This window comes from uncultured Succinivibrio sp. (genome assembly GCF_902756765.1).
In the GTDB taxonomy this organism is placed as follows: domain Bacteria; phylum Pseudomonadota; class Gammaproteobacteria; order Enterobacterales; family Succinivibrionaceae; genus Succinivibrio.
On sequence record NZ_CACVSS010000139.1, the window covers coordinates 1 to 6,869 of the forward strand.

The window sequence follows — 6,869 nt, forward strand, 5'->3', positions numbered from 1 at the left end:
GTATGGATTAAGAAAAACAAATTATTTTGGTGATTTTGTTCATGTATTAACAATTGATCAGCTATTTGAAAATTAACACAAGAAAACAGAATTGAAACAGCTCTCTTCATGCTGCATCAAGGTGTTAAAGGCTTTGGTGGAGGTGGAGGGAGAAAACGATATAAAATTATTTTACAAATCAATTAAATATAAAAACACTACAAAAAACTACAGATTTTAATGAATCTATTCATTTGAAAATGAGCAAAATAGAAACTAAGTCCCTATTCTTTATTACAGTTCTAATGATTAGTCTGATTAAGCACTTAAGATTCTTGGTTACATCGTAACCATGGCTATGTAGAAATGATTAGCCCCTCATAGAGAGGGGCCCTGACACTACAGTTGATTGCAAATCTCAAATCTGTAGCGGCCTGTATTTTGGACTTATGGATGCCTCATATAGGACTTTGAACCCTACGTAATGTAGGGAACTAATTAGTTAAAAAAACATATTTATGAATATAAAATCATTTATTCCTACTAAGAGTGCGAATAAGAACTGTACCTAATAATAACAAAATTTATCTGATCTTTTCTTTTATTCCGGCATCTTTTAGCAATTTATTTGCCCAAACTTTATTGTCTAAATGTCTTGGAATCTGACAGCGTCCGCAAATATTTCCATTTTTGTCTTTCTGGACCCATATTTCATGTGAGCCTTTTCCGTTTCTGTAGTATTCGTAGCCGATTTGTTGAAGTAACTTAATAACTAGCGAGTAATAACCATTCATACAGGAAGAGCCTTAGAAATAATTCCTGTAGGACATAGATGATCTACATTTCTGCCAAGATCAATAGAAACCAACTCTTTTGCACCTTCCTGCATAGCAGATACAACTTCATTTAAATCTTTTGACTCAGCAAACAACCCCTTAATATCAGGACTGTATGCACAATAATCATTAGACTCACGGCTGTAATAAATATCATAACGATAGCTCAATACAAATCCTAAACGAGCCATAAATTTCCAAAAGGGGAAACCAATTCTGTAATACATGATTTTCACCTCAAACATGATCTTATTTAAAGGATAGTCATTTTACAAAAAAAATAACAAAGATTTCATCTCAATTTTTACATTTTGAAAAATTGAATCAGTTGAACGCCAAATTTCAAATTTTTTGGCACTTAGTTATTCTAAAAAAAGATACAACTATTTGAATATAAACAAGATTTTTGAGTTTTGGTGGAGGTGGAGGGAGTTGAACCCTCGTCCCAAAAGACTGCATCTTCGGCGCTACATGTTTAGGCAATCATTAATCTCGATACCCGCTGCGGACCGCGACCGCCACGCCACAAAGTACCCAGTCTGTATAATCTTTAATGCTTCAACCACAGACGGGGCATCCACACGATCTAGTGAAGAACCGACCCCAGTAAGACTAAGTGTCACTAGAAAGACTTAGAACTGAGGGCATTCAGCAGGTTATTAAGCTGCGATTGCGTAGGTTTCGTCGTTTGCGACTATATTTAAACGAATTTTTAACGAGCTTTCGCCACTCGACATGCTCCTAGGAATTCATACTTCCGGTCGAAACCAAAAATACACCCCCAAGAAGTGAACAGAAAGAGTATACAACAAATACCGAAACTTTTTCTATTGTAATGAGAAAATTTAATCAGCAGAAAACTAAGATACGTACTAATTTCCACGAACAGAATGGCTTATATTTGGGCAAACACAAATATTTTTCTAAAAACGAATTTTTTTATGCTGTTTTGCTATAATGTGCACATTTTCAGATATTGCCTATTGCATACCTGTAAATAATGCAGTCAGAGCAATAAAAAGGGTCTTTAACTTCAATCTAATAAAAACAGCAATGCTGATATAACAGCTTTAGGATTTTATTTTTTATGAAAACAGCAAATCCTCTTGTTCCAGCTTTTATAACCTGTATGCGTGAAGGCTATAATTTCAAGCTTTTCCGCTCTGATGTGATTGCAGGTTTAACCGTTGCTATTGTTGCTCTTCCTCTTGCAATGGCAATGGCTGTAGCTTCCGGAGCATCACCAGATAAAGGTTTGGTTACCGCAGTTGTAGCCGGATTCTTCATTTCATTTCTAGGCGGCTCCAGAGTCCAGATTGGCGGACCAACTGGCGCATTTGTAGTTGTTATTTTTGATATTATCCAGAGATTCGGATTCAACGGTCTGATTCTGGCCTCAATTATGGCCGGACTCATCCTAATAATTGCTGGTTATGCCCGTTTAGGAAAACTCATAAAATATATTCCTTACCCTGTAATCACAGGTTTCACAACCGGTATTGCTGTAATCATTGCTTCAAGCCAGGTAAAGGATTTCTTAGGATTACAGGTCGACTCCGTTCCTGCTGATTTCCTGAACAAGTGGTATGTATACCTTTCAAACCTTGATAAGGTTACCTATTCTGCACTGGCAATGGGTGCACTTGGACTTGCAACTATCATTGTCTGCAAAAAGATTTCCCCAAAGATTCCATCTTATCTGGTCTCTATACTTTTAATTTCTGCCCTTGCCTATGGCTTCTCAATGGATATTGAGACCATCGGAACCAGATTCCCTAGCCTTCCAACAGGCCTTCCTTCTCCTGTATGGCCAGAGTTTTCATTAAAACAGATAAGAGCCTTGGTTCCATCAGCATTTACCATTGCATTCCTAGCAGGTATTGAAGCACTGCTTTCAGCTGTTGTTGCAGATGGACTTATCGGCCATAAACATTCTCTGAATCAGGAGCTTGTCGGTCAGGGTGTTGCAAACATCGCCTCAGGTATTTTTGGCGGTATTCCTGCTACCGGTGCAATCGCAAGAACTGCAACCAATATTAAGGCTGGCGGCAGAACCCCTGTTGCAGGTATTTTCCATGCGATCTTCCTGCTGATATTCCTGTATACCGCTATGGATATTCTGGCCTTTATTCCTATGGCCGCATTAGCAGCTGTACTGTTCATGGTTTCATGGGGTATGTCAGATCTGAAGCATTTCACTCAGATTGCTAAGATCAGCCCATCAGACAGAACTATTCTGTTCCTAACCTTTGCTCTAACCGTAATGGTTGACCTGACTGTTGCCATCGGTGTAGGTGTAACATTCGCCTCCCTGCTGTTCATGAGACATATGTCCCGTTCAGTTGAAATCAGAAAACAACACTGCAAGTCAGAATACGAAACCCATGATGGAGAAGATCCTTCAGACGATGAAATTGAAATACCTGAGGATGTTACCGTTTTACAGATCAATGGTCCATTATTCTACGGTTTCGCATCAGAGTTCTGCGACAGATTAAAGGCTGTAGAACAGTTGCCAAGAATTCTTATTCTGCGTATGAGATTCATGCCTTATTTAGATGCTTCAGGTGAGAACTCAATTGAAGAGATTCTGAACATTTGCAGACAGCATAAAACCTTTGTGATCTTCTCTGCAGTAAGACCTCAGCCTCGTAAGATCTTAGAGAGAGCAGGTCTTCATAAGAAGCTCGATGGTGCAATTGCTCCTGATTTTGATGAAGCTCTGAAGATGGCAAAGAAGCTTCTTAAGGATGAAGACTTCATCATGAAGCACATTGATCCAACGAAAGCTTAAACAATTTAGAGCACTGAAGAAGGCCTGAGCTACTTTAGTAGTTCAGGCCTTTTTTTATTGAAAAGAAGAAGATAGAGGAAAAAAATTACTTAAAATTCTTCTTCATGATGCGCTCTTTATCACGAGCCCACTGTCTATCTTTGATTGAATCTCGCTTATCGTGTTCCTGCTTACCACGGGCAAGACCGATTTCAAGCTTGGCCCACTGATTCTTCCAGTACAACTTCAGAGGAATAATAGTATATCCCTGTCTCTGAACAGAACCTGCAAGCTTATCGATTTCTCTTCTGGATAAAAGAAGCTTGCGGGTGCGGGTAGGGTCACTCACAACAAAGGCACAGCTGGTCTTTAAAGGGTTGATTACAGAACCGAACAGTACAACCTCTCCACCTTTTACATTTACATAAGCTTCAGAGATATTACATTTACCAGCTCTTAAGGATTTAACTTCCCACCCCTGAAGAGATAATCCTGCTTCATATCTGTCTTCAATAAAATATTCAAAGGAGGCTCTACGGTTCACAGCAACAACGTTATTTGCCTGTTTTACTTTCTTGGCCACTTATATTGCTCCACTATTTACTTAATCTGAAAAATTATATCCCACAACATGAGCAAAACAAAAAAAATCACTGAAAAATAATTCTCAGCCCAAATAGATAATCAGAAAAAGTACGAAATATATCTCAAAACCAAGAATAACAGTAACTATTTCTATTGGGTATATACAAAAAATTGACATGCCTTTTATATTTTTTACGACATTATTTATAGAATCAGCAAGGTTTGATAAGCAATAGTTTTATCAAACTCTTTATTTATCGAAATTGAATAATAGAAGCAACAGTCAAACCTAGTCTGTAAGCGGAATTTGGGCTAAACTACTATTTTCAAAAATTATAATAAAAGGAATATTTATGCTGATTGCAGAATTTATCTTTATGTTAATGATGCTATACATCGGTAGCCGCTACGGTGGTATTGGCCTGGGTGTAGTATCAGGTATCGGTATTCTTGTTGAGGTATTTATTTTAAGAATGCCTCCAGCAAGTGCTCCTGTAGACGTAATGTTAATCATTATTGCAGTAGTAAGCTGTGCTGCCATCTTAGAAGCTGCTGGCGGTTTGAAGTATATGCTTCAGATTGCAGAAAAAATCCTGCGTAAAAATCCAAAGAGAATTACCTTCCTTGGCCCTCTGGTTACCTTTACTCTAAGTATCATGCTAGGTACAGGACATGCAGTTTACTCAATCATGCCAATCATTCAGTTGCCTCTCAGCTGGCACTGACAGGCTCACCAATTGCTGCAGTTGTTGCCTGTTATTTAGGAAAAGATGTCCTTCAGCTACCAGGACTAGAGGATTTAAATCTTCTGCACATTCTTGCTGTAACCTTTCCTGCAACACTTCTTGGTACAGTATGTATGTCAATCTACTCCAACTTCAGAGGTCGCGAACTTGAGGATGATCCTGAGTATCAGAGAAGATTACAGGATCCTGCCTACAGAGATCAGATTCTGAATACAACCAAGACCACCTTAAATGAGGAATTACCTTTCGGAGCAAAACTGTCAGTAGCAATCTTCCTGTTATCCCTTGCTCTAATTGTCCTAATCGCCATATTCCCAGAAGTTAGAACTATTGGTGAAGGAACACGACCTATTTCTATGGGTGTTATCATTCAGATGATGATGCTTGGTTTCGGAGCTATCATTCTGATTGCAACCAAGACACCAGTAAAGACTATTCCAAACGGCGTAGTTTTCAAGTCAGGAATGGTTGCATGTATTGCAATCTTTGGTATTGCATGGATGTCAAATACCTACTTCGCTTATGCAATGCCTGAGTTTAAGGCTGCTATTACCGGAATGGTTAATGATGCTCCTTGGACATTTGCTCTGGCATTATTCTCTGTATCTGTTGTTGTTAACTCACAGGCAGCTACCGCAAAAATTATGCTACCAGTAGCTATTGCGATCGGACTTCCTGGTCCTGTTCTGATCGGTCTGATGCCTGCTACCTATGCATACTTCTTCATTCCAAACTACCCATCAGATATTGCAACCGTAAACTTCGACGTTACCGGTACAACAAAGATCGGAAAGTGGTATTTCAACCACTCCTTTATGGTTCCAGGTTTAATCGGTGTTGTTGTTGCCTGCTGCGTAGGACTCTCTCTTGCAGAGATTATTATCTAGAAAACAACCTGTCAATTTTTGAAAACCACCTTAATTAGGTGGTTTTCTCATTTTTATGCCCTCAAAAACATGCGATAACTCCAATTCTTCCAAAAAAGTCACCATGGAATTCGAATTTATTACATACAATTATTATGTGGGGTTGTATCTCTATTATTTATAAATAGCTCTGAGCATTATTATTTTTTTTATCTGTCCTAACAAAGTATCTGGTACTGGATAATGCTCGGGATAAGCTATTACCTTTAAGCCTTTAAGAGAGATTGGGTATGGAACAGTCTGAAATCGATAACAGTCAGAACGAAAATCCACAAGACAGCGCTCAGCTGCAGGAATATGAAAATGCCTCTCAGGATATTCCACCTGTACTAACCACTGATAACTACTATGAATCAGAGCGCAGTTTCGATGAGACAGAAAATGCTGTTGATGCAAATGAACAGACATACAACTCAGCAACGCAGGACAATGACGCAGGTGCGTACTCAGAATCGCAGGCAGAGTACAACACTCAAAAGGAAGCTTCAGACGATGATGAGGATGAAAATGATGATTCCGTTGATCTAAGTGTTGAAAATTTCACTTACCAATCTGCCCCTTTCTTTAAATCACTACTGACCTTAAAGTTTGGAGATATTTCCATTGCTCAGCGAATTATTTTTTCTTTCGCAGTTGCAATTATCATTTTCGCAGTAGGTTCAATAAATATTATCTCCAGCATGAATGAGTATGTGCTACAGAAAAACTGTACAGAAAGATTAAGTCTGAGTCTTAACAAAGTTAATTCAGCGCTAATCAGCCTTACTCACCCTGATGATAATCCTCAGGCTATGACCAATGCGCAGAATGCTGTAAAAAAACTTGAAGCTGTACTCAGAGTTCCTGAATATAAATCTTTCTATGAGGAAAATACAGCTGCAGGAAAAATCCATAAGGAAATCGCCGAATTCTGCAGAAATACAACTCAGATTCTGGATCAGGATTTAACAGCAAAAGAACTGCTGCAGCAGGCAGAGCACGCCTCAGCCATAATTGACAGTTTTGAAGCTGCCAACAGGGAAGG

Annotated in this window: 5 protein-coding genes, 1 other RNA gene and 1 pseudogene; 3 read left to right on the forward strand and 4 right to left on the reverse strand. The window is 38.7% G+C overall.

The genetic code is table 11. The annotated features are described in order from the left end of the window. Nucleotides 1–563: 563 nt before the first annotated feature. From QZU45_RS12540 to ssrA, 3 genes are all read right to left on the reverse strand, one after another. On the reverse strand, nucleotides 564–773 hold the full coding sequence (locus QZU45_RS12540; RefSeq protein ID WP_366925497.1) for a type II toxin-antitoxin system HicA family toxin: 210 nt from the start codon (nucleotides 771–773) through the stop codon (nucleotides 564–566). Beyond that, the gene (locus QZU45_RS11470; RefSeq protein ID WP_295355413.1) at nucleotides 770–1,006 is read right to left on the reverse strand and encodes a hypothetical protein; all 237 of its coding nucleotides are present in this window, start codon (nucleotides 1,004–1,006) and stop codon (nucleotides 770–772) included. Before QZU45_RS11470 ends, QZU45_RS12540 begins: the two co-directional genes overlap by 4 nt. A gap of 223 nt (nucleotides 1,007–1,229) precedes the next feature. After that, nucleotides 1,230–1,598, reverse strand: a transfer-messenger RNA (tmRNA) gene (gene ssrA / locus QZU45_RS11475). A 304-nt stretch (nucleotides 1,599–1,902) separates the two neighbouring features. Between ssrA and QZU45_RS11480 the strand changes: the two genes are divergently transcribed. After that, nucleotides 1,903–3,609, forward strand: a complete 1,707-nt coding sequence (locus QZU45_RS11480; RefSeq protein WP_295355415.1) for a SulP family inorganic anion transporter — start codon at nucleotides 1,903–1,905, stop codon at nucleotides 3,607–3,609. A gap of 85 nt (nucleotides 3,610–3,694) precedes the next feature. Here QZU45_RS11480 and smpB read toward each other — a convergent pair whose 3' ends face one another. Further along, a complete protein-coding gene (gene smpB, locus QZU45_RS11485; RefSeq protein ID WP_074838081.1) occupies nucleotides 3,695–4,171 on the reverse strand; it encodes an SsrA-binding protein SmpB in 477 nt (158 codons plus the stop codon). Nucleotides 4,172–4,559: 388 nt separating this feature from the next. Here smpB and QZU45_RS11490 point away from each other — a divergent pair. Together QZU45_RS11490 and QZU45_RS11495 are read left to right on the forward strand one after the other, a co-directional pair. Beyond that, a pseudogene (locus QZU45_RS11490) lies at nucleotides 4,560–5,806 on the forward strand (anaerobic C4-dicarboxylate transporter). Nucleotides 5,807–6,075: 269 nt separating this feature from the next. After that, the coding region (locus QZU45_RS11495) for a hypothetical protein (RefSeq protein WP_295355418.1) at nucleotides 6,076–6,869 on the forward strand (794 nt) is incomplete at its 3' end.